Origin of the sequence: Amycolatopsis japonica (assembly GCF_000732925.1) — a bacterium.
Taxonomy (GTDB): Bacteria; Actinomycetota; Actinomycetes; order Mycobacteriales; family Pseudonocardiaceae; genus Amycolatopsis; species Amycolatopsis japonica.
The window spans coordinates 6706497-6726416 of record NZ_CP008953.1 but is presented as its reverse complement, the minus strand read 5'-3'; the positions used below and the strand labels follow the sequence as shown (position 1 = coordinate 6726416).

19 protein-coding genes are annotated in these 19920 nt (G+C 68.8%); 13 read left to right on the top strand and 6 right to left on the bottom strand.

The genetic code is table 11. From position 1 onward, the window contains the following. Both AJAP_RS31060 and AJAP_RS31055 read left to right on the top strand, forming a co-directional pair. Positions 1–1566, top strand: coding sequence for a long-chain-fatty-acid--CoA ligase (locus tag AJAP_RS31060; RefSeq protein WP_038518009.1), 1566 nt, complete (start codon positions 1–3; stop codon positions 1564–1566). Beyond that, positions 1566–2105: a TetR/AcrR family transcriptional regulator gene (locus tag AJAP_RS31055; RefSeq protein WP_037346548.1), complete on the top strand. Its 540-nt coding sequence runs from the start codon at positions 1566–1568 to the stop codon at positions 2103–2105. Before AJAP_RS31060 ends, AJAP_RS31055 begins: the two co-directional genes overlap by 1 nt. Here the strand turns inward: AJAP_RS31055 and AJAP_RS31050 are convergent. Further along, on the bottom strand, positions 2102–2503 hold the full coding sequence (locus tag AJAP_RS31050; protein ID WP_037346550.1) for a PPOX class F420-dependent oxidoreductase: 402 nt from the start codon (positions 2501–2503) through the stop codon (positions 2102–2104). The two genes, AJAP_RS31055 and AJAP_RS31050, sit on opposite strands and share 4 nt — an antisense overlap. A gap of 141 nt (positions 2504–2644) precedes the next feature. Between AJAP_RS31050 and AJAP_RS31045 the strand changes: the two genes are divergently transcribed. The 5 genes from AJAP_RS31045 (at position 2645) to AJAP_RS31025 (ending at position 8377) form a co-directional block, all read left to right on the top strand. After that, the gene (locus AJAP_RS31045) at positions 2645–3862 is read left to right on the top strand and encodes a glycosyl hydrolase family 8 (protein ID WP_038524200.1); all 1218 of its coding nucleotides are present in this window, start codon (positions 2645–2647) and stop codon (positions 3860–3862) included. A gap of 173 nt (positions 3863–4035) precedes the next feature. Then, positions 4036–5004 (top strand): ABC transporter substrate-binding protein, encoded by a 969-nt coding sequence (locus AJAP_RS31040; RefSeq protein WP_038518006.1) that lies wholly within the window; start codon positions 4036–4038, stop codon positions 5002–5004. Next, positions 4991–5893, top strand: coding sequence for an amino acid ABC transporter permease (locus AJAP_RS31035; RefSeq protein ID WP_038518004.1), 903 nt, complete (start codon positions 4991–4993; stop codon positions 5891–5893). The genes AJAP_RS31040 and AJAP_RS31035 overlap by 14 nt, the downstream gene beginning before the upstream one ends. Beyond that, the gene (locus AJAP_RS31030; RefSeq protein WP_038518001.1) at positions 5886–6653 is read left to right on the top strand and encodes an amino acid ABC transporter ATP-binding protein; all 768 of its coding nucleotides are present in this window, start codon (positions 5886–5888) and stop codon (positions 6651–6653) included. The genes AJAP_RS31035 and AJAP_RS31030 overlap by 8 nt, the downstream gene beginning before the upstream one ends. Continuing rightward, entirely contained in the window at positions 6650–8377 is a 1728-nt protein-coding gene (locus AJAP_RS31025) for an aminotransferase class V-fold PLP-dependent enzyme (protein ID WP_038517998.1), read from the top strand. Before AJAP_RS31030 ends, AJAP_RS31025 begins: the two co-directional genes overlap by 4 nt. 82 nt (positions 8378–8459) lie before the next feature. Here the strand turns inward: AJAP_RS31025 and AJAP_RS31020 are convergent, their stop codons facing one another. After that, positions 8460–9632 (bottom strand): macrolide family glycosyltransferase, encoded by a 1173-nt coding sequence (locus AJAP_RS31020; protein ID WP_038517995.1) that lies wholly within the window; start codon positions 9630–9632, stop codon positions 8460–8462. 230 nt (positions 9633–9862) lie between these two features. On the opposite strand from AJAP_RS31020, the gene AJAP_RS31015 reads away from it, so the two are divergent. The 6 genes from AJAP_RS31015 (at position 9863) to AJAP_RS30990 (ending at position 15490) form a co-directional block, all read left to right on the top strand. Then, on the top strand, positions 9863–11419 hold the full coding sequence (locus AJAP_RS31015; protein ID WP_148311597.1) for an alpha/beta hydrolase: 1557 nt from the start codon (positions 9863–9865) through the stop codon (positions 11417–11419). 143 nt (positions 11420–11562) lie between these two features. After that, positions 11563–12489: an ABC transporter ATP-binding protein gene (locus AJAP_RS31010; protein WP_038517992.1), complete on the top strand. Its 927-nt coding sequence runs from the start codon at positions 11563–11565 to the stop codon at positions 12487–12489. Further along, on the top strand, positions 12486–13217 hold the full coding sequence (locus AJAP_RS31005) for an ABC transporter permease (protein ID WP_038517989.1): 732 nt from the start codon (positions 12486–12488) through the stop codon (positions 13215–13217). The genes AJAP_RS31010 and AJAP_RS31005 overlap by 4 nt, the downstream gene beginning before the upstream one ends. A 20-nt stretch (positions 13218–13237) precedes the next feature. Next, the gene (locus AJAP_RS31000; protein ID WP_083650053.1) at positions 13238–13867 is read left to right on the top strand and encodes a hypothetical protein; all 630 of its coding nucleotides are present in this window, start codon (positions 13238–13240) and stop codon (positions 13865–13867) included. After that, a complete protein-coding gene (locus tag AJAP_RS30995; RefSeq protein ID WP_016332004.1) occupies positions 13864–14187 on the top strand; it encodes a transcriptional regulator in 324 nt (107 codons plus the stop codon). The genes AJAP_RS31000 and AJAP_RS30995 overlap by 4 nt, the downstream gene beginning before the upstream one ends. Then, positions 14174–15490, top strand: a complete 1317-nt coding sequence (locus AJAP_RS30990; protein ID WP_038517986.1) for a DNA polymerase IV — start codon at positions 14174–14176, stop codon at positions 15488–15490. The genes AJAP_RS30995 and AJAP_RS30990 overlap by 14 nt, the downstream gene beginning before the upstream one ends. Here AJAP_RS30990 and AJAP_RS30985 read toward each other — a convergent pair whose 3' ends face one another. Genes AJAP_RS30985 through AJAP_RS30970 form a run of 4 tightly spaced genes read right to left on the bottom strand, consistent with a single transcriptional unit; the run spans position 15491 to position 19672 of the window. Continuing rightward, complete coding sequence (locus AJAP_RS30985) at positions 15491–16153, bottom strand: FadR/GntR family transcriptional regulator (protein WP_051972648.1); 663 nt, start codon at positions 16151–16153, stop codon at positions 15491–15493. Further along, positions 16150–17148, bottom strand: coding sequence for an ABC transporter permease (locus AJAP_RS30980; protein ID WP_051972647.1), 999 nt, complete (start codon positions 17146–17148; stop codon positions 16150–16152). The genes AJAP_RS30985 and AJAP_RS30980 overlap by 4 nt, the downstream gene beginning before the upstream one ends. After that, positions 17145–18677, bottom strand: a complete 1533-nt coding sequence (locus tag AJAP_RS30975; protein ID WP_038517984.1) for a sugar ABC transporter ATP-binding protein — start codon at positions 18675–18677, stop codon at positions 17145–17147. The genes AJAP_RS30980 and AJAP_RS30975 overlap by 4 nt, the downstream gene beginning before the upstream one ends. 20 nt (positions 18678–18697) lie before the next feature. After that, a complete protein-coding gene (locus AJAP_RS30970) occupies positions 18698–19672 on the bottom strand; it encodes a substrate-binding domain-containing protein (RefSeq protein WP_038517981.1) in 975 nt (324 codons plus the stop codon). Positions 19673–19920 lie beyond the last annotated feature (248 nt).

Genomic DNA, 19920 nt, shown 5'->3' with positions numbered 1-19920 from the left:
ATGCCCGACGACGCGCGTCCGGATGTGCGGCTTCTCGGTGAACTTTTCGCGCACTGGGCGAAGGCGATCCCCGAGCGGGAGGCCCTCTCGTTCCAGGGGCGGCGGCTCACCTGGGCCGAACTCGACGACCGGGCGAGGCGCGTCACCGGCGCGCTCGCGGCCGCCGGAATCGGCAGAGGCGACCGGGTCGTCTTCGTCGACAAGAACACGCCCGCCTGCCTGGAGGTGACTTTCGGCGCGTCCTCGCTCGGAGCGGCGAACGCGGTCGTCAACTGGCGTCTCGCCCCGGAGGAACTGGCGTACGTCCTCGGTGACAGCGGCGCACGGATCATCTTCGCCGGGCCGGAACTGCTGCCCGCCGTCGAGGCGCTGCGCGATCGGCTGCCGTCGGTCGAGCGCGTCATCGTCGTCGGGGGAGAAGACGACCAGTACGAGGACTTCCTGGCCGAGGCGACGCCCGCCGAGGTCTCGCCCGAGGTCGACGAACACGACGGCGCGCTGATCATCTACACCAGTGGTACCACCGGTTTTCCCAAGGGCGCCGTCCTGACGCACCGGAACCTGCTGGCGCACAGCCGCAACGCCGGTGCCGCGTTCCCGATGGGCGACGGCGACCGCAACCTGGTCGCGATGCCGCTGTTCCACGTCGGCGGGAGTTGTTACGCGATCATCGGTTTCCACTACGGGCAGCCGACGACGATGACGCGCGAGCCCGACGGCAAGTCGCTGCTGGGCGCGCTCGCCGAAGGGGTCACGCACGCGTTCCTGGTGCCCGCCGTGGTCGCCGGCATCATGCAGGCGGGGGAGCAGGCCGTCGCCGCGTTCGCGCGGTTGAAGTACCTGGGCTACGGCGCTTCACCGATGCCGCTCCCGTTGCTGCGCAAGGCGCTCGCGGCCTGGCCGGACACGAGGTTCGTGCAGGTCTACGGCATGACCGAGCTGTCCGGGGTGGTGACGACGCTCGATCCGGACGCGCATCGCGACCCCGCCCGGCCGGAGCGGCTGGCGTCGGCAGGCACGGTGCTCCCCGCGGTGGGGATGCGCGTCGTCGACCCGGCGACGCTCGAAGACGCCGAGCCGGGGACCCCCGGCGAGCTGTGGTTCCGCACCGATCAGGCGATGGCGGGCTATCTGGGCAAACCGGAGGCGACCGCCGAGACGATCGTCGACGGCTGGGTCCGCAGCGGTGACGTCGGCAGGGTCGACGACGGAGGTTTCGTCTTCATCGAAGACCGCGTGAAGGACATGATCATCACCGGTGGCGAGAACGTCTACTCGCCCGAGGTGGAGCGGGTCATCGCCGAACATCCCGCGGTCGGCGAGGTCGCCGTGATCGGGGTTCCCGACGATCGCTGGGGTGAGCAGGTCAAGGCCGTCGTCGCCCCGGCTCCGGGAGAGCGCGTCGACGCCGACGAACTCGTCGAGTACTGCCGGGAACGCCTGGCGCATTACAAATGCCCGCGCACGGTCGAGCTCGTGGAGGCGTTGCCGCGCAACGCGACCGGCAAGATCCTCAAGCGCACCCTGCGACGCCCGTACTGGGAGGGGCGGGAGCGCGCCGTCTGATGCCGTCGACCGTCAGCCGCGAGCAGTACTTCGACGCGGCGCTGGAGATCCTCGCCGAGTCCGGGTTCGCCGGGCTCAACGTCGGCGCGCTCGGCAGACGCCTCGGCGTCACCAGCGGATCGTTCTACCACCATTTCGGCGGCTGGCCCGGATTCGTCGGCGCCCTGCTCGACTTCTGGGCGCAGCGGCAGGTCCGGATCCTGCGGGAACTGGACTTCGGTTCCGGCGGTCCCGAGGCGGATTTCGCCGCGCTGATGAGCCTGACGCGCGGACTCCGCCATCGCGCCGAGGCGGCCATCCGCGCTTGGGCGGCGAACGACGAAACCGTTCGTGTGGCACAGAAACGCGTCGACGATGCCCGGGTCAAGACGGTTGGGAGGGTGGTGGCCGAGCTGATTCCCGACCGCCGTCGCGCGGAGGTCGTGACCTCACTCGGGCTGGCGATGCTGGTGGGCTACCAGCAGGTGGCCTCGGCGGGCGGATTCACCGACCTCGGCGAGATCCTGGACGAGTACACGCGGCTGGTGCTCGCCGGTTAGGCGTTGCCGAGCACCCGCGTCACGGTGATCTCGATGACCACCCGTTCCGGGTTCGGCTTGGGCTGCCGATAGCGTGCGGCGTAGCGATTCTCGGCGTCGTGCACGGACTCCGGGTCTTCGCGCAGTACCGCGCGTCCCTCCAAAGTGGACCACCGAGGCCCGTCGATCTGGCAGGCGGCGACCGGAATGCCGTTTTCGCCCGCTTCCTTGACCAGGCGTGCCTTCTTGGATGAGCGGAACGTGATCACCCGGGCGATCCCGGCCTCGAAGTCCACCGTGACGCCGACCGCGACGACGTGCGGGGTGCCGTCCGGGCGGACGGTGGTCAGGGTGGCGAGATGCCGTTCGGTCCAGAATTCCCGGAAGGCTTCGCCGCGTTCGCTCAGGTCGATCTTCATGGTGTCAACGCTAGGCCACTGTTCACGTAGGCGTCATTTGAGGTAATAGTAAGGAAACTTTCTTAACTCTCTTGTTTTTGCCCGATCCGGATGTCACTCTCGGAACGCGCCGCCGCCACCAACGACGTTTCCGGAGGAGCCATGAGAAAGACCGTTCGGACAGTGCTGGCCGCGGCCGCGCTGACCGCCGGGCTGGTCGCCACGACCGCCCCCGCCACCGCGGCGACCACTCAGGGGACCCCTTACCTGCCGGGCGTCCTGCGTCCGTCGGCGAGCCAGTCGGCGCAGGACGCGGCGCTGGCCAAGTACTACGACTTCTGGAAGAAGAACTTCCTGACCACCAAGTGCGGCACGGGCACCTACGCGGTCAAGGCGCCGGACGCCGACCACGCGTTCGTCGCCGAGGGTCAGGGCTACGGCATGACCATCGCGGCCATGATGGGCGCCAAGGACCCGCAGGCGCGCACGGTCTTCGACGGCATCCTCAAGTTCGTGAAGGCGCACCCGTCCGTCATCGACAAGGACCTGCACGCCGCCGAACAGGACCCGAACTGCAAGAGCGTCAACGGCGGCGACTCGGCGACCGACGGCGACCTCGAGATCGCCTACGGCCTGCTCATCGCCGACAAGGTCTGGGGAAGCGGGGGCTCGGTCAACTACAAGGCCGAGGCGCTGCGGATCATCAAGGCGATCAAGCGCAGCGAGGTCAACCCCGACACCAAGTTCATGCGGCTGGCGGACTGGGCCGACAGCGGCAAGTACATCAACGGCTCGCGCTCCTCGGACTGGATGCCGGGGCACCTTCGCGCGTTCGAGAAGGCCACTGGGGACTCGTTCTGGGGTCAGGTCCGGACCCGGCAGGAGAAGGCGGTCACGCAGCTGCAGCAGCAGTACGCGCCGAAGACCGGCCTCATCCCGGACTTCGTGGTCAACACCAACTCCACGCCGAAGCCCGCGCCGTCGGACTACATGGAGGACCACCCGCAGCACTTCAGCTGGAACGCCTGCCGTGACCCGTGGCGCCTCGGCGTCGACGGCATCACCGTGTCGGGCAGCCCGGCGCAGGGTCAGGTGCGGAAGATGAACACCTGGATCCAGCAGGCCACCGGCGGTGACCCCGCCAAGATCAACCAGGGTTACACGCTGTCGGGCTCCAAGATCTCGGGCGAGTCCGGCGAGCACCCCTGCTTCACCGCGTCGTTCGCCATCGCGGCGATGAACGACCCGGGCAGCCAGGCCTGGCTGGACAAGCTGTGGACCCGCGTCACGTCCTGGTCGCCGCAGGCCGACGACTACTACGGCACCGGCATCACCGTGCAGGTCCTGATCATCCTCTCGGGGAACTACATCGCGGTCTGATCCCGCGGCAACAGCCGCTCGCTGAAGTGTCATGAAAGGGTCGTTCAGGACATTTTTTGTCCTGAACGACCCTTTCATGACATCCGACAGGACAAGATTTCAACACGCAGTTGACCTCTTCAACACCCAGTTGTAGCGTCGGCGACCACCCGAAGCCCCCGTGGAGGTCCGTCATGCCGTCGACGCCGCTCACCCTGAACCGAACCTGGCGCCTGGCCGTGCTCACCGGCCTGGCCGCGCTCGTCACCGCGGCCTGCGGAGGCGGGCCCGACGGCGCCGGCGGCCAGGAACCCGCGGCCCCCGGCGCGCCCGCCGCGATCCCGGACACGACCGCGCTGATCGAGTCCGTCCAGAAGGACGCCGCCGTCGCCGGCACTCTGCCCGCGAAGTACACGCAGGCCGGGATGCTGCACCTGGCCTCGAACCTGCAGTCCGCGCCGAACAACTTCTACGCCGCCGACGGCAAGACCCCGATCGGCTACGAGGTCGACCTCGCCAAGGCCATCGGCAAGAAGCTGGGCGTCACCGTGCACCACCAGGACATGGCGTTCGGTTCGCTGATCACGAGCCTCCAGTCCGGCCGCGTCGACCTCACGATGGCCGCGATGAACGACACGAAGACCCGGCAGGCGCAGATCGATTTCGTCGACTACTTCTCGTCCGGCATCACGATCATGGTCCGCAAGGGCAACCCCGACCAGATCTCCGGCCCGGACACGTTGTGCGGCAAGAACGTCGCGGTGGTGCAGGGGACGAGTCACCAGAAGTTCGCCGAAGAACAGAACGGCAAATGCGCTCAAGCCGGCAAGCCCGCGCTGACCGTCACCGCGACCGATTCCGACACGCAGAACCAGAACCAGCTCCGCACCGGCCGGGTCGCCGCCATCCTCAACGACCTGCCCAGCGCGGTCTACATCTCGCGGACCGCGGGCGAGGGCAAGTTCTTCGAGGTCGTCCCCGGCGAGCCGATCAACGGCGGGCCGTACGGGATCGGCGTCAACAAGGAGAACAAGCCGCTCGCCGAGTCGATCCAGAAGGCACTGCAGTCGCTGATCGCCGACGGCGGTTACGGCAAGATCCTCCAGGCCTGGGGCGTCGAGCAGGGCGCGCTCAAGGAGGCGAAGCTCAATGGCGGAAGCTAGGGAGCCGTTGCCGATCGTCCGGCGTAAACACTGGGGCCGGTGGGTCAGCGCCGTCGTCATCCTGGCGCTGCTGATCCTGCTCGGGATCGCGCTCGGCAACGCGCAGATCCAGTGGGATTCGGTCCCCGAGTTCCTGTGGTACCGCGTGATGGCGGTCGGCCTGCTCAACACCGTGCTGCTCGCGGTGATCGCGCAGGGTTCGGCGATCGTCATCGGGATCGTGATCGCGCTGATGCGCCGCTCGGCGAATCCTGTGGCGCGCTGGTTCGCGGCGGGCTACATCTGGCTGTTCCGCGGGCTTCCGGTGCTGCTGCAGATCCTGATCTGGTACAACCTGGCGATGGTCTTCGAGTTCATCTCGATCCCGCTGCCGTTCGGCGGCCACCTGCTGCACGAGCAGACCAACGTGCTGATCACAGCGTTCACCGCCGCGCTGCTCGGTTTGGCGCTCAACGAAAGCGCGTACATGGCGGAGATCGTCCGCGCCGGGCTGAACAGTGTCGACAGTGGACAAACCGAGGCGGCGAAGTCGATCGGGATGTCGCCGGGCGCGACACTGCGCCGCGTGGTGCTGCCGCAGGCGATGCGGGTGATCATCCCGCCGACCGGCAACGACTTCATCAACATGCTCAAGGGCACGTCGATGGCGTCGGTGATCGGCGTGACCGAACTGATCCACGCCGCCAACAACATCTCGTCCAACAACCTGCTGGTGATGGAGACCCTGCTGGCCGCCGCCGTCTGGTACATGGTCGTGGTGACCGTCGCCGGGGTGGGGCAGCATTACCTGGAGCGCGCCTTCGACTCCGAAGACCGGTCGCGGAGCGCGTTCTCCCGCGCCGCCAAGGCCCTGCGCACCGCGCCACTGGTGAGGAGTGAACGTGTCTGAGCCACTGCTCAAGGCCGTCGGCGTCCGCAAGAGCTACGGCCACACCGAGGTGCTGGGCGGGATCGACCTCGAAGTCCACAAAGGACAGGTCGTCTGCCTGCTCGGCCCGTCCGGCGCGGGGAAGAGCACCTTCCTGCGCTGTGTCAACCATCTGGAGACGATCGACGCCGGGCAGGTCTGGGTCGACGGCGAGCCGATCGGGTTCCGGCTGCGCGACGGCAAACTGTACGAGCTGAAGGAACGCGAGGTCGCCCGGCAGCGGCGCGACATCGGCATGGTGTTCCAGCGCTTCAACCTGTTCGGGCACCGGACGGCGCTGCAGAACGTCGTCGAGGGGCCGGTGCGCGTGCTCGGCGTCCCCATGGAGGAAGCCCGGGAGCAGGCACTCGACCTGCTCGACAGGGTCGGCCTCGCGCACCGCGCCGACGCGTACCCGGCGCAGCTTTCGGGCGGGCAGCAGCAGCGGGTCGCGATCGCCCGGTCGCTCGCGATGAAACCGAAGCTGATGCTGTTCGACGAGCCGACGTCGGCGCTCGACCCGGAACTCGTGGGCGAGGTGCTGGCGGTGATGGGTACGTTGGCCGCGGAGGGGATGACGATGGTCGTGGTGACGCACGAGATGGGGTTCGCGGCCGAGGCCGCGGACGAGGTGGTGTTCATGGCCGACGGCACGGTCGTCGAGACCGGTCCGCCGGGGGAGCTCCTGAGCTCCCCGAAACACGAGCGGACCAAGCAGTTCCTGGCCAGGGTCCTCGCATGACGCGGATCTCGCCGCGGTACCTGCTGCAGTTCGGCGAGCCCGCCGGGTACCTCGATTTCGCCCGGTTCGGTCCGCCGTCGCACGCCGTGCTCGACACGACGGCGAGCCTGCTGGACGCCTCGACCAAGGCCGGTCCGTCCACTGTGGACGACCTGATGCGGCAGGAGACCAGGGCCAAGGCCGCCGCGGCGCGGCTTTCCGGCAGCGACACCGACCACACGGTGCTGTTGCCGCACACCAGTCTCGGCTTGTTCCAGGCCGCGTTCAACGCGCCGGGTGGCGAGGCGCTGGTGTCGGCGGCGGAGTTCCCGGCCAACACCTACCCGTGGGCCCGCGCGGAACAGGCGGGACGGCTGACCGTGCGGCGGCTGCCGCTGGGCAACGTCACCGCGGACGCGATCAAGGCGGCGCTGACCTCGGAGACGTCGCTGGTGAGCGTGAGCGCGGTCGACTTCCGCACCGGGTACCGCGCCGATCTGGCGGCCATCCGCGAGGTGGCAGGGGACCGGCTCCTCGTGGTCGACGGGATCCAGGGCTTCGGCGTGACCGAGGCGCCGTGGGACGTCGCGGACGTACTCGTCGTCGGCGGGCAGAAATGGCTGCGGGCGGGCTGGGGCACCGGTTTCGCCGTGCTGTCCGATCGGGCGCTGGAGCGGATGGAGCCGATCCTCTCCGGCTGGACCGGCGCCCGCGACCCCGGCCTGTTCGACGACGAGATCCATCCGGCCGACGACACCGCGGCCGCGTGGTCGATCTCGAACCTGAGCCCGATCACCTCGGGCGCGTTCGCGGCCGCGCTGGAACTGGTCGAGGAAGCGGGCGTCGGCGCCATCGCCGGGCGGATCGCCGAGCGGGTCGGCGAACTCGAAGACGTCGTGAAATCCGTTGGTGGCGAGGTGGTTTCGGCCGTCGAGCGACGGGCCGGGATCCTCGCTTTCACACTGCCGGGGCACGCGGCCGAACAGGTGGGTTCCGCGCTGGCGAACGCCGGGATCGCCGCGACCGTGCGGCCGGAACACGTCCGCCTGTCGCCGCACGCCTCCACGCCGGCGAGCGCGGCGGAACAGGTGCGTTCGGCGTTGGAGCGGCTGAAGAAGCCGGCTCGTGTCTTCGAGACGCCGGTCGTCGCGTCCGCGGCCTCCGGCGATCTGCTCACCGCGCTCGTCCCGGCGGTGCACGCGCTCGCGGCGATGCTGGGGCCGGGCAACGAAGTCCTGCTGCACGATCTGAGCAGGCTGCCGGACTCGATCGTCGCCATCGCGGGCGATCTCACCGGCCGGACGGTCGGCGGGCCGATGACGGATCTGCTGCTGGGGCTCGTCCGCCGGGGTACGACGCAGGATCTGACGAACTACGAGACCCACGGCCCCGACGGGCGCGCGATCCGCTCGTCGACGTTGTTCCTGCGGGACGCCGACGGGGTCGCGATCGGCTGCTTGTGCGTCAACCGGCTGTCCGACGGAGCGCCGAAGGCCAACGGGCACGAACCCGAGACGTTCCCGCCGGACGTCGACAGCCTGCAACGGTTCCTGGTCGGGCGCGCGGTGGCGAAGGCGGGAATCCCGGTGGACCTGATGAAGAAACGGCACAAGGCGGCCGTGGTGCGGGAACTGGACGAGGCGGGGTTCTTCCTCATCAAGGACTCGGTGGACCACCTCGCCGGGGAACTCGACGTCACGCGGTACACCATCTACAACTACCTGAACGAGATCCGGGGCACCTGACGCGCGTGCCATGAAAGGTCCTTTCCTTGCAAAATTTGCAAGGAAAGGACCTTTCATGGCGTTCTTGAGGGCTACGGGAGGGCTACGGGAGGAACGACTCCACGGCATCGGCGGCCCGCTCGATCCCGCCGTTCCCGCGGGTCTCGGCCCGCACCTCGGCCAGCCGCGCGGCCACCGAGGGCGAACCCGCCACCCGCTCGACGGCGGCACGCAGCGTCGAGGCCGTCACCTCGTCGGCCGGAAGCTGTTCACCGACGCCGAGTTCGGCCAGTTTCGCCGCGTTGCCGAAACCGTCGGTCGCCAGCGGGATCGCGACGGTCGGCACGCCGTACCACAGCGATTCCGTGCTGCCGCCCATACCGGCGTGCGTGATGAACGCCGACGCGGCCTCCAGCACCGCGAGTTGCGGCACGAACGACCGCACTTCGATGTGCTCCGGCAGCGGGCCGAGCGCGGCCGGATCGGTCTGGCCGATCGAGATGACCACGTGCCAGTCCGAGTCGCGGAACCCGTCGACGCACGCGCGGAACAGGTCGAGCTGATCGGTGAACGCCGTGCCGAGCGACATCAGGAGGACCTTCCGGCCGCTCGACGGCGGGGTCCAGCTCCGATCGGCCAGGCGCTCCGGGTCCAGCGCCGGGCCGACGAACCGGACCGACGACGGCACCCGTTCGACGTTGGGCTGCATCGCCTTCGGCAGCAGCGCGAGCACCTGCTCCGGATGGGAGATCCAGTCCCAGGCGTCGGCCTCGATGCCGTTCTCGTTCAGCCAGCGGGTGAAAGTGGCGAAATAGTCCTTTCCGGACGGTGAGGTCCGGATCGCGGTGACGATCTCACCCATGTCCTCCTCGTAGCCTTCCCAGGCGACATACGTCGGGGAAAGCTGCACCGCGGGAACGCCGTAACGCCTCGCCAGCACCGGCCCCGGAAGCCCGCCGATGTCGTACAGCACCAGGTCCGGGCGGTTCTCGTCGTAGAAGTCGGTGAGCACCGGCATCGCCTGGATGCCTTCGTCGAGGAAGACCCGCATCTGCGACGCCGGATCCTCCGGCCACGCCGACTGGTCGCCGAGCGGGAGGATCGAGGGGTGCGAGACGACCTCGGCCCCGGTCGGCGCGACCAACCCGGTGAGCGGCTCGCCCACGGCGTAGCTGACCCGATGCCCGCGAGCGACGAGCTCGCGGATGATCGCCAACGAGGGATAGATGTGACTCGGCGCGGTGGAGCCGATCATGGCGATGTGCTGGTTCTGCATGTGTCCTGTCCGGATCCGTGAAGTGGGGTCAGAGGGTGTGAACGCGGATGCGGCGGATCATGATCGACAGCCTAACGAGGCCCCCGAGGCCTCCCAACCGATTAACCGGTTGCCCGGTTTGCCGCGATCGGGACCCGCCGTTGGTAGGGACCTTCGCCGGAAGGCTTCCGCAGGTCATGGACGTGGATAGGGTTTCGGGGCTTTCACCTTTGGAGGGAAAGGGAGAAACCTTGAGACGTGTTCTCATCACCGCGCTGACCGCGGCCACGCTCGCCTCGGTCGCGGTGACCGCGCCCGCCGGCGCGGCGGAGGCGGCGCAGCCCGTCGAGACGATCACCTGGGGAGCGTGCACCGACCCGACGTTGATCAACGCCGGTGCCGAATGCGGTCACCTGTCCGTTCCGCTGGACTATTCGAGGCCGCGCGGCGAGAAGATCCAGCTCGCGCTCAGCCGCGTCAAGCACAAGACACCCGAGGCGCAGTACCAGGGCGTCATGCTCACCAACCCCGGCGGCCCCGGCGGTTCCGGGCTGCTGCTCGCCACCCGCGGCACCCGCGTGCCGAACCACGCGGGTGACGCCTACGACTGGGTCGGCTTCGACCCGCGCGGTGTCGGCTCCAGCAAACCCGCGCTTTCGTGCATCCCGGACTACATGGACTACAACCGGCCGAACTACGTGCCGACGACGCGGCAGCTGGAGAAGACCTGGCTGCAGCGCTCGAAGTCCTACGCCGACGCGTGCGCGGAGAAGAACAGCCGCGCGCTGCTGGAGAACATCAAGACGACCGACACGGTCAAGGACATGGACAGTATCCGCAAGGCGCTCCGCGTGGAGCAGCTGAACTTCTACGGGTACTCCTACGGCACTTACCTCGGCCAGGTCTACGGGACGCTGTTCCCGCAGCACGTCCGCCGGATGGTCCTCGATTCCACTGTGGACCCCCGCAACGTCTGGTACCAGGCGAACCTCAACCAGGACGTGGCCTTCGACGTCAACCTGAACATCTGGTTCGGCTGGGTCGCGCAGCACGACGACGTCTATCACCTCGGCAAGACGCAGGCCGCGGTGAAGCAGGTCTTCAACGAGCAGTTGAAGAAGGTGGCCGCCGTTCCGGCCGGTGGTTTCATCGGACCGGACGAGCTCCTCGACGTCTTCCAGCAGGCGTCGTACTACCAGCTGCGCTGGACGCTGCTCGGTGACGCGCTCGCGAAGTTCGTCAACAAGGGCGACTGGCAGACGATGAAGGGCCTGTTCGAGGCCTTCGGCGGACGTGGCGACGACAACGGGTACGCCGTCTACCTCGCCGTCCAGTGCACGGACGTGAAGTGGCCGCCGAGCTGGCAGCAGTGGAAGCGCGACAACTGGCGCACGTACGAGAAGGCGCCGTACTTCACGTGGCAGAACGCCTGGTTCAACGCGCCTTGCCTGTACTGGCCCGCGAAGCCCGCCAAGCCGGTGAAGGTCGACGGCTCGAAGGTGCCGAGCGTGCTGATGATCGGCGAGACGCTCGACGCGGCGACGCCGTACGAAGGCAGCCTCGAGGTGCGTAGCCGGTTCCCCGGCGCTCGCCTGATCGGTGAGCCGGGCGGCACGAGCCACGCCATCACCCCGCGCGGAAACGCTTGCGTCGACAACCGGATCGCCGACTACCTGGCGACAGGGGCTCTGCCCGACCGGAAGCCGGGACGCACCGCCGATGTCGAGTGCGCGCCGTTGCCGCTCCCGGTGCCGCCTCCGGCACCCGCTTCGGTCCCTGACGCGGCGCTCTCCCGGGTGCCCGCCTAACCCCAGTCCGTGAAGGCCTCCTTGAGGGACCCAGAGTCCCTCAAGGAGGCCTTCACGGACTTCTGGGGTTTTCAGGGCAGGGGACTTTGTGTTACAAAGTGCAAGTGAGCTTTGTAATTCAGAGTGCTCGAAGGGGGAGAGTCATGGCGGACGCGTTCAGCCTCGAAGGGCTGGTCAAGCGCTTCGGTGACGTCCTGGCCGTCGAAGACGTCAGTATGCGGGTCGCGCCAGGGGAGGTGGTGGCGCTGCTCGGGCCGAACGGCGCGGGCAAATCGACCACCATCGACATGCTGCTGGGGCTGAGCAGGCCGGACGACGGCCGGGTCCGGGTCGCCGGGCTCAGCGCGGCCGAGGCGATGGACCGGGGGATGGTCGGCGCGATGGCGCAGAACGGGACGCTGCTGCGGGACGCCACGGTCGCCGAACTCGTCGGCTTGTTCGCGTCGTTGCACCGGAATCCGCTGCCGGTCCGCGAGGTGCTCAAGCGGGCGGGTGTCACCGAGTACGCGAACCGCCGCTGCGGCAAGCTTTCCGGCGGCGAGCAGCAGCGGGTCCGGTTCGCGCTCGCGCTGGTCGGCGATCCGGATCTGCTGGTGCTCGACGAACCCACCGCGGCCATGGACGTCGACGGGCGGCGCCGGTTCTGGGCGTCGATGCGCGAGTACACCGAGACGGGCCGCACGGTCCTCTTCGCGACGCATTACCTCGCCGAGGCCGAGGATTACGCGGACCGCGTCGTGCTCATGCGGCACGGCCGGGTCGTCGCGGACGGTCCCGTCGGCGAGGTACGGGCCGCGGTCGCCGGGCGGGTGCTGCGCGCCGTCGTCCCGGATGCCACCCAAACCGCGCTCGCCGCGCTGCCCGGGGTCTCGCGAGCCGTGCTGCGCGCCGGCCACGCGGAACTGACCTGTGCCGACTCCGACGCCGCCATCCGCGGCCTGCTGCGCGAGTTCCCGCTCGCCGCGAACATCGAAATCACCGCTGTGGGACTGGAAGAAGCCTTCATCGCGCTGACCACGGACGCGCCTGAAGGGCAGAACACAGCTGAGGCCGAAGGAGCTTTGAGATGAACCCGGCCTACCTCGCGCTGGAGATCAAGCGCATCGTCCGCAGCCCGCAGTTCGCGTTGTTCACCATCGGCATGCCGTTGGCGATGTTCCTGTTGTTCGGTGGGATCTTCGGTGCCCAGGAGATCGCTCCGGGTATCTCGACCGCGACGGTGACCATGGTGAACATGGCCGCGTACGGCGCCATGACCGCCGCGCTGTTCACCGGCACCCGCGTCGCCACCGAGCGCACCGACGGCTGGCAGCGCACCCTGCGGCTGACACCGTTGCGGGCGCCCGGCTACCTGATGGTCAAGGTGGCGGCCGGACTGTTCGTCGCCTTGCCCGTCCTGCTGGTGATCTTCGCGGCCGGGATGATCCGCGGCATCCGGCTCGAAACCGGCCAGTGGCTCACGATCTTCGGCACGCTGTGGCTCGGGACGCTGCCGTTCGCCGTACTGGGCCTCATGATCGGCCTGTTCGGCAAGGGCGACACCGTCCAGGCCGTGACCGGCGCGCTGATGCTGCCGCTGGGCATGTTCGGCGGGTTGTGGATCCCGCTGCAGGTGCTGCCCGGCTGGATGAACACCGCCGGGCATCTCATGCCGACGTACTGGCTCGGCGAGATCGGCCGCGCGCCGGTGCTCGGCGGCTCGGGCACGGTGACCGCCGTCGGAGTGCTCGCGGCGTGGCTGGTGGTACCCGCGCTCGTGGTGATGGCGAGGTTCCGGCTCGACACGGCGAGACTGTGAACCCGTGTTAGTTTTCCCAAGTGGTGGAGGATGAACGGGACGGCGACGAGCGGCCGATGACGCCCGAGGAGTCGCTCGCGCTCATCGCCACGCAGTCGGAGCGGACCCGGCGCGAGATCGGGCCGAATCCGGCCGTACTGCTCGCCGTCTGGGGTCTGGTGTGGCTGTTCGGTTTCGGGCTGATCTACGTCTCCGCCCCGCCGACGGCGTTGCTGCCGCTGTGGGTCGCCGCCGTGATCACCGTCGTCGGTTTCGCCGGGGCCATGACGTACTCGGCGATCTACGGCATCCGCGCGGGCCGCGGCGTCCACGGCCCGTCCCGGCTCGTCGGGGCGATGTACGGGTGGAGCTGGATGATCGCGTTCGGCGGGCTGACGGTGGTGAACACCGCCCTGATCCGGCTCGGCCTCGACGCCGACCTGGTCCCGTTGCTGTGGTCCGGGACCTCGCTCATGCTGACCGGCCTGATGTACCTCGCCGGCGGCATGCTGTGGCAGAGCAAACTGCAGTACGGCCTCGGCGTGTGGATCATCGCGTGCGGCGCGGCGAGCGTGCTGGCCGGGGGACCGTACAACTTCCTCGTGCTGAGCGTCGCGGGCGGCGGTGGCTTCCTGGTGGCGTCCCTGGTCTTCCTGGTGCGGGCGCGATGAGCGAAGACGGGCTGCCCCAGCTGGATCCGGTGATCCACGCGCAGGCGCGGCTGCGGGTCACCGTGGCCCTGTCGAGCCTGGGGCCGGGGGACAGCATCACCTTCCCGCGGTTGCAGCAACTGCTGGACATGACGCCGGGCAACCTGTCGACGCATCTGCGCAAACTCGAGGACGCCGGCTACGTCGGGATCACCAAGGCCTTCGAACATCGCACGCCGGTGACACTGGTCGAGCTGACCACGCGTGGCCGGGCCGCGTTCGAGGAATATACGAAGGCCCTGCACCGTCTTCTTGAGGTACCGGGCGATGGGCGGGCATGACCGGTGGGTCATCCACCTCGACATGGACGCGTTCTACGCCTCCTGTGAACAGCTGACCCGGCCGACCCTGGCTCAGCGTCCGGTCCTGGTCGGCGGCGCGGGTCCGCGCGGAGTGGTCGCCGGGGCGAGTTACCAGGCGCGCGAACACGGGATCAAATCGGCGATGCCGATGTCGCAGGCGCGGAGGCTGTTGCCGCCCAACGGGGTCATCCTGCCGCCGCGGTTCAAACTGTACGAACTGCTGAGCACCCGGGTGTTCGACCTCGTCGCCACGTACGCGCCCGTGCTGGAACGGATCTCCCTCGACGAGGCCTTCGCGGAACCGCCGTCACTGGCCGGGGCGTCGTCGGAGGACGTGCGGGAGTTCGGTGCGCGCCTGCGGGAGCACATCCGGTCCGACATCGGCCTGGTCGCGTCGATCGGGGCGGCGTCGGGGAAACAGGTCGCGAAGGTCGCTTCGGATCTGGCGAAACCGGACGGGCTGCTCGTCGTCGACCAGGGCACCGAACGCGATTTCCTCGCGCCGCTGCCGACCAGGGTGCTGTGGGGGATCGGCCCGGTGGCGGAGGGGAAACTGCGCGCGATCGGCGTCCGGACGCTGGGGCAGCTGACCGCGCTCTCCGACGCCGACGCGGTGTCCACTTTGGGCAGTGTGGTCGGGCGGGATCTGCGGCGGCTGGCGACCGGCGTCGACGACCGGCCGGTGTCCGACCGCGCGGAACTCAAGCAGGTCAGCGCGGAGACGACGTTCGACCGGGACCTGATCGACCTGCCGAGCCTGCGGCGCGAGGTCCGCGACCTCGCCGTGCACGCGCACCGGCGGCTCGTCAACGCCGGCCGGGTCGCGCGGACGGTGGTGGTGAAACTGCGGCACACCGATTTCAGCACGGTGACGCGTTCGGAGACGATGGCCTCGCCCACCGACGAATTCGACCAGCTCGCCGCGATGGCGGAACGGCTGCTGATCGACCCGACCGAATTCGGCGGGGTGCGGCTGGCCGGTGTCGCGTTGTCCGGGCTTTCGGTGCCGCATCAGGATCCGCTGTTCACGCTTTCCGTTCCGGCGCCGGACGTGCCGGTGGTCGAGCGGGCGCCCGCGCCGGTGGCCGTGGTTTCGTCGAGCTGGCGGCCCGGCGACGACGTCGTGCACGACGAGTTCGGCACCGGCTGGGTGCAGGGCGCCGGGCACGGCCGGGTGACCGTCCGGTTCGAGACGCGATCCAGCGGGCCGGGGGTCGCGCGGACCTTCACCCAGGAGGATCCGGCGCTGCGCCGGGGAGAACCCGGCGACTGCCTGGCCTGATCACGCGAGATCGGCGTTCAAGCACGCGAGATCGCCGGGCGTGACGATGTCCAGTAAGTGCCGCGAAGCCGATTCCGCCCCATCGGCGTCCTTCCCGAGCACCGCCGCCAGGACGAGCGAATGCGCGGCCAGCACGTCGTCGCCGGGAACCTCGTCCAGCGCCGCGACGACCGGCACGTGCAAGCGCGCGATCAGGGGATTGCCGGACGCGCGAAGCAGGGCCGCGTGGAAGGCGCCGTCGGCCTCCCGGAAGGTCCGGACGTCGGCGGCGTCCTCCAGCAATCCGTACGCCGCGACGAGGACCGCGAGTTCGTCCGGGCGGCGATGCCACGCGGCCATCCTCGCGGCCTGCGGTTCGATCGCCCACCGCAGTTCGCGCAGTTCCGCCAGCTGCCGGGTGCGCTCGGGCCCCTCGACCCGCCAGGCGATGACGTCCGGATCGATCGCGTCCCAGTGCTCCGGCGGCCGCGTCCAGGTGCCGACCCGCGGCCGCGCCACGACCATGCCCTTGGACTCCAGCACTCGCAACGCTTCCCGCACCACCGTGCGCGACGCGGAGAACCGGCGTCCGAGGTCTTCGGGGACGATCGGCCGCCCCGCCCCGAAGGCACCGGAAACGATCAGCCTGCCCAGCTCGTCGACGATCCGGGCATGCCGGGTCATACCGGCAGACCGACCCGGCGTTCCCCGCCGCGGACCTGCTGGAGCACGACGGCGACGACGAGCAGGGTCCCGGTGGCCATGTTCTGCCAGAACGGGTTGACGCCGAGGCCGGACATCCCGTTGTTGAGCACGCCCAGGATGATCACCGCCAGCACCGTGCTGACGATGGATCCTTTGCCGCCCTTGAGCATCGTGCCGCCGAGCGCGGCGCCGGTGACGGCGAGCAGTTCGAGCCCTTCGGAACCGGACGTCGGCTGCCCGGAGCCGGTGCGCGCGGTGATCAGCAGTCCCGCGATCGCCGCGACGACACCGACGAGGGCGTAGACGCCGATGATGTAGCGGTTGATGTTGATCCCGGCCAGCCGCGCGGCGGTGTCGTTGCCGCCGATGGCGTAGATGTTGCGGCCGATGTCGGTGTAGCGCAACAGGAAGTGCAGCACCGCCGCGACGAGCAGGAACACCCACACGAGTGTCGGCAGCCCCGCGATCGAACCCTTGGCGAGGAAGATGAACAGGTCGTCGGCGCCGGTGTAGCCCTGCGCCTTGCCGTCCGAGATCACCTGCGCGATGCCCTTGTACGTCGCCAGCATCGCCAGCGTCGCGACCACCGGGTTCACCCGGCCGAAGATGATGATCATGCCGTTGACCAGGCCGCACACCACGCCGACGCCGATCGCGGCGAGCGTGCCGACCGCGGAACTCCCGGTCGAGGTGAACACCATCGCCGACACCACCGACGCGAGCCCGGCCATCGAGCCGACCGAGATGTCCAGCGCGCCGAGGATGATCACCAGCGTCTGCACCAGCGACAGCAGGCCCATGATGGTGATCGCGCTGCCGATCAGCAGCAGATTGTTGGTACGCAGGAAGTTCTCGTTCAGCGAGCTCATCAGGATCACGAGCGCGATCAGGGTGAGCAGCAGGCTCGAGTTCTGCACGCCGATCGCGGTCACCGTCCGGCGGAACGGGGACACCGGGTGGGCGATGGTGGTCACGAGGCGATCTCCTCGGTGTCTTCGGTGGCTGGGATGGCCAGGGTCAGCACGGCTTCTTCGGTCGCGCCGTCACGGTCGAGCGCACCGGCGACCCGGCCCGCGCGCAGGACGACGATCCGGTCGGCGAGGCTCAGCACCTCGGGCAGATCCGACGAGATCACCAGCAGCGCGATGCCTTCGGCGGCGAGCCCGTCGATGATCCGGTAGATCTCGGCCTTCGCGCCGACGTCGACACCGCGGGTGGGTTCGTCGAGGATCAGCAGTTTCGGACGCCGCGCGAGCCAGCGCGCGAGCACCGTCTTCTGCTGGTTGCCGCCGGAGAGCTTGCGGACCTCCTGCTCCATCGACGGCGTCCGCACGCGCAGTTCGCGCACGTATTCGGCGACGAGTTCGCGTTCCTTGGCCCGCCGCACCACGCGGAACCGGCGCAGGCGGTCCAGTACGGCGATGGACACGTTGTCCCGCACCGATCGCTGCATCAGCAACGCGTCGGTCTTGCGTTCCTCCGGCGCGAACCCGATCCCCGCCTTGACCGCGTCGCCCGGAGTGCGGGCACGCAACGGTTTCCCGTCGAGTTCGACGGTTCCCGAGCGCACCGGCAGGTCGCCGACGATCGCGTGCGCGAGTTCCGAACGTCCGGCGCCGACCAGCCCGGCGAGGCAGACGACCTCACCGGCGCGGACCTCCAGGGAGATGTCCGCGACGTCGTCGGTGGTGACCCGGTCGAGCCGCAGCACCACACGGCCGGTCTCCTGCGTGGCTCGTCGCTCCAAAGTGGACAGGTCGCGGCCGATCATCATGCGCACCAAACGGTTCTCGTCGGTGGAGGCAGCGTCCTCGACACCGATCAGGCTGCCGTCGCGCAGTACGGCGACCCGGTCGGCGAGCTGGAAGATCTCCTTCATCCGGTGGGAGACGTAGACGACCGCGACGCCGCTGTCGCGCAACCGCCGGATCAGCGCGAACAACGCGTCGACCTCGTGCTCGGACAGCGACGACGTCGGCTCGTCGAACGCGACCACCTTCGGCGGCGACTTGGCGGTGAGCACCCGCAGGATCTCGACCAGCTGCCGTTGCGCGGGCGACAGCCTGTTCCCGAGCGTCTCCGGCCGCAGCACCCCTTCGAATCCGTACTCCCGCAACGCTTCCTGCGTCATCCGGTGCAGGGTCCGGCGGTTGACCAGCCGTCCCCGCGCCGGCAGTTCGCCGACGAAGACGTTCTCCGCCACCGAAACGTGCGGGATGATCTCCGGCTCCTGGTAGATCACCCGGATCCCGGCGGCCATCGCGGCCCGCGGGCTGTCGAACGTCACCGGGGCGCCGTCGATCAGCAGCTGCCCGTCGTCGGGACCGTGGTCGCCGGAGAGCACCCGGAGCAGGGTGGACTTGCCGGCGCCGTTCTCGCCCATCAGCGCGAGGACCTCGCCGGGCCGGAAGTCCAGTGTGACGCCGTCGAGCGCGGTCACCCCGGAGAACCGTTTGCCGATTCCTTCGGCGGTCAGCACCGCCGCGGGTTCGGATGTGGCCATGGAACCGCCTCCACGCGGGATCAGATGCAGTTGACGCCGGCCTGCTTGTAGTTGTCCTTGGTGACGATCTGGGTCTTCGCGATCGTCTCCGGGGGAAGCTCCTTGGAGTTCTTCACCTTGTCCACGAGCAGCTGGATCGCGGTGCGGCCGACCTCGGCGCCGGAGATGAACAGCGCCGACTTGTTCCCGGTGTCCTTGCCCGCGGCCCAGTCCTTGCAGGTCAGGTAGGCGCCGAGGCCGACGCCGATGATGTCGGCCGCGGGGACGCCGGAGTTCGCGAGCGCGGTGACGGCACCGGTCTCGTTCTCGTCGTTGCAGCCCCAGACCACCCAATGCTTGACGCCCGGATTCGAGCCGATCACCGCGCCGGTGCGGTTCTGGGCGTCGACCGGGGTGTTGTCGGTGCCGACCTCGATCACCGGCACCTGGGCGCCGGCGTCCTTGTCGAATGCGGCTTTGGCGGCGGTGACGCGGTCGGAGCAGACCGTCAGATCCTGTTTGTAGGCGCTGATGATCTTGGTGTCCGCGGCGGCCCAGCCCGCCGCCTTGAACAGCTTCGCGGCCTCCTTGCCGACCGAATCGCCCATCTGCGAGCCGTTGAAGCCCACGAACGGCGACTTCGTCCCGGCGCCGTCCTTGATCACGTCGTCGGAGGCGATGATCGGGATGCCCGCGCTCTTCGCCTTGTCGAGCACCTGCGGGCCGATGGCCTGGTCCGGGACGACGATCGCGATGCCGTTGGCGCCCTGGGCGACCGCGGCGTCGAGTTCGGTGATCGCCTTGTTGGCGTCCTGCCCGAGGTTGACGACCTTGAGTTCGACGCCGAGTTCCTTCGCCTTCTCCTGCGCTCCCTGCGCCTGCTCGACGAAGTACTGCTGGTCACCCTGTTTCTGCAGGTAGAACAGGGTGATCTTGCCGCTCGCGGGAGCCTGCTGCTGGGGTGCGGCGGTCTCTTTTCCGGAGGAGCAGCCGGTCAGCACGACACCGGCAATCAAACAAGAACCAACAATGCGCCAGGGCAGGGACCTGTGCGAAGCTGTGGACATCGGATGCTCCCAAGACGAAGCGGAAGAGTGTGACTTGTATTACTAAACACTCTTCCGGGTGACGTCAAGGCGCGATCCGGTCACGACGACCGGCTCTGATCCGACTAATCGCCGGTCAGGAACGCGATCGATCCTGTGGAACTTGTCCGAAGTCTGTCCGATCGTTCTTGTTGACTTCGGTTGAGTGTCGCGCCTAC

Bases quoted from the DNA above. Each gene is read 5' to 3' on its own strand.
- AJAP_RS31060 (WP_038518009.1), top strand. From the start codon at position 1: ATGCCCGACGACGCGCGTCCGGATGTGCGGCTTCTCGGTGAACTTTTC.
- AJAP_RS31055 (WP_037346548.1), top strand. From the start codon at position 1,566: ATGCCGTCGACCGTCAGCCGCGAGCAGTACTTCGACGCGGCGCTGGAG.
- AJAP_RS31050 (WP_037346550.1), bottom strand. From the start codon at position 2,503: ATGAAGATCGACCTGAGCGAACGCGGCGAAGCCTTCCGGGAATTCTGG.
- AJAP_RS31045 (WP_038524200.1), top strand. From the start codon at position 2,645: ATGAGAAAGACCGTTCGGACAGTGCTGGCCGCGGCCGCGCTGACCGCC.
- AJAP_RS31040 (WP_038518006.1), top strand. From the start codon at position 4,036: ATGCCGTCGACGCCGCTCACCCTGAACCGAACCTGGCGCCTGGCCGTG.
- AJAP_RS31035 (WP_038518004.1), top strand. From the start codon at position 4,991: ATGGCGGAAGCTAGGGAGCCGTTGCCGATCGTCCGGCGTAAACACTGG.
- AJAP_RS31025 (WP_038517998.1), top strand. From the start codon at position 6,650: ATGACGCGGATCTCGCCGCGGTACCTGCTGCAGTTCGGCGAGCCCGCC.
- AJAP_RS31020 (WP_038517995.1), bottom strand. From the start codon at position 9,632: ATGCAGAACCAGCACATCGCCATGATCGGCTCCACCGCGCCGAGTCAC.
- AJAP_RS31010 (WP_038517992.1), top strand. From the start codon at position 11,563: ATGGCGGACGCGTTCAGCCTCGAAGGGCTGGTCAAGCGCTTCGGTGAC.
- AJAP_RS31005 (WP_038517989.1), top strand. From the start codon at position 12,486: ATGAACCCGGCCTACCTCGCGCTGGAGATCAAGCGCATCGTCCGCAGC.
- AJAP_RS30995 (WP_016332004.1), top strand. From the start codon at position 13,864: ATGAGCGAAGACGGGCTGCCCCAGCTGGATCCGGTGATCCACGCGCAG.
- AJAP_RS30990 (WP_038517986.1), top strand. From the start codon at position 14,174: ATGGGCGGGCATGACCGGTGGGTCATCCACCTCGACATGGACGCGTTC.
- AJAP_RS30985 (WP_051972648.1), bottom strand. From the start codon at position 16,153: ATGACCCGGCATGCCCGGATCGTCGACGAGCTGGGCAGGCTGATCGTT.
- AJAP_RS30975 (WP_038517984.1), bottom strand. From the start codon at position 18,677: ATGGCCACATCCGAACCCGCGGCGGTGCTGACCGCCGAAGGAATCGGC.